The sequence below is a fragment of the Candidatus Pelagibacter communis genome (assembly GCF_001180105.1).
GTDB classification, from domain to species: Bacteria; Pseudomonadota; Alphaproteobacteria; order Pelagibacterales; family Pelagibacteraceae; genus Pelagibacter; species Pelagibacter ubique_K.
The window spans coordinates 1-1718 of the sequence record NZ_CVSO01000052.1 but is presented as its reverse complement, the minus strand read 5'-3'; the positions used below and the strand labels follow the sequence as shown (position 1 = coordinate 1718).

Here is a 1718-nt window from a genome sequence, read left to right as displayed (position 1 = left end):
CGCTTGAAAAGGTGTACCGAGGGTTCGAATCCCTCTCCTTCCGCCATTTTTTAGATTTTAGTATAGTGGGTAATTAGCGAAAAAATCTTTCATTTTGATAGGCTTTTGTTCTAGCACGTATCGATAAACGTTATAATTTTCTAGAACTCTTTGAACATAATTCCTTGTTTCTTTAAACTTAATAAGCTCAATCCAATCTACATAATCAACTTGATCTTTTTGAGGATTTTTATTTATTTTTTTCCAATATCTGACTCTTTTTGGACCTGCGTTATAGGCGGCAATAGCAAAAGGGTAGGCCCCATCATATTCTAGAATTAGACCCGCTAAATAATGTGAACCTAAATTAATATTATACTCTGGATCTGAAGTTAATCTTGATTTTGAGTAAGGTAACTTTGCTTGCTTTGCAACTAGCTTAGCTGTGTAAGTCATTAGCTGCATCATACCTCTAGCACCAGCGTAACTATTAGCTTTGCTGTCAAATTCACTTTCTTGCCTTATGACCGCAAGTATTAATGCAGGATTAGGAATTTTTCTTCCCCCGACCATAGTTGGTGTACTGATAACAGGATAGTTGAATTGATTATGAAATCTTTTTTCATAGGATGCTAATTTAGATATTTGAATTGCAAAATCATATCTTGAAATTTCAGTTGCAAGTTCTGCTGCTAATACTTCACTTCCTTGTTCTATATTATCAAGTGCTAAATGACGTAAAATATGTTTTGTATATTTATCTCTTTCAATTTCATAAAGTAAATAAACAAGTTTATATAATTTTTTATTCTTAAATTCTTTTTTATACTTTTCATTTGGTTTTATGGTCTCATCTAAAGAAAAAGTTTCATCAGGTTTTATTTTCATGTGAGCGAGTTGCCCATAGTATGTAGTTTGGAATTTTGATGCCTCACCATAATATTTGTCAGCTGTTACTGGGTCACCAAGTTTTTCATACGTTCTTCCTAACCAAAAAGCTCCTCTAGATAAACTAATTGGATAACCAACATTTTGATAAAAAGATTTAAAATGTTCTCTTGCTAAAATTGGATCATTTAAGAAACTTAAAGCGATCCATCCACTAAACCACTCTGCTTCTGCGAATTCTGGTGTTCCTTCTTCTAACGAGTGGTTATTAACTATTTTATAGGCTGTTTGATATTTCTTTTTATAAATTAATGATCTTCCAATTATTGATCTTTCAACCCACCATTTGTCAGGTCTTACCATATAACTCTTTGTATTTTTGATGTTTAACAATATTTCTAAAGAGCTATCAACTCGGCCTCTTTTTCTTCTCCATTTTAGCCTGTCATAGTTAAGACCAGGGTCATTTCTAAAATTTTCTGGTACTTTTGAAATTGCATTATCAACCCCATATGATTTACTCATGAGCAGTTGTCTTGCATTATAAAGAAGTTGATACTCTTTTGGTAAATATCTTAACATTCTTTTCAAATCCCAATATTTATTTTCCCAAGCCAAATAATCGGCTCTTTTAATATGATCTTCTGATGATAAATATTTTTTTATTCTTTTATAAGTAGGTCGAAGTTCAGCTTTAGATAAATCAGCAGTGATCCATCCTTTCTTTATCAATTTAATACCATCTACATTTTGCCCATCTTGTAATAAGCTTTCTCCCAAAACTATCTCTCCGTATCCACTTAATGGTTTTTTATCCTCGAATAAATCTATTATTTTTTTGTGACCAATTT

The 1718-nt window shown here is 31.7% G+C and carries 1 protein-coding gene; it reads right to left on the bottom strand.

All coding sequences use genetic code 11. The features are described from left to right. Positions 1-57: 57 nt before the first annotated feature. Positions 58-1718: lytic transglycosylase domain-containing protein (locus tag AMN84_RS03605; RefSeq protein WP_075483461.1), on the bottom strand; the 1661-nt coding region annotated here is incomplete at its 5' end.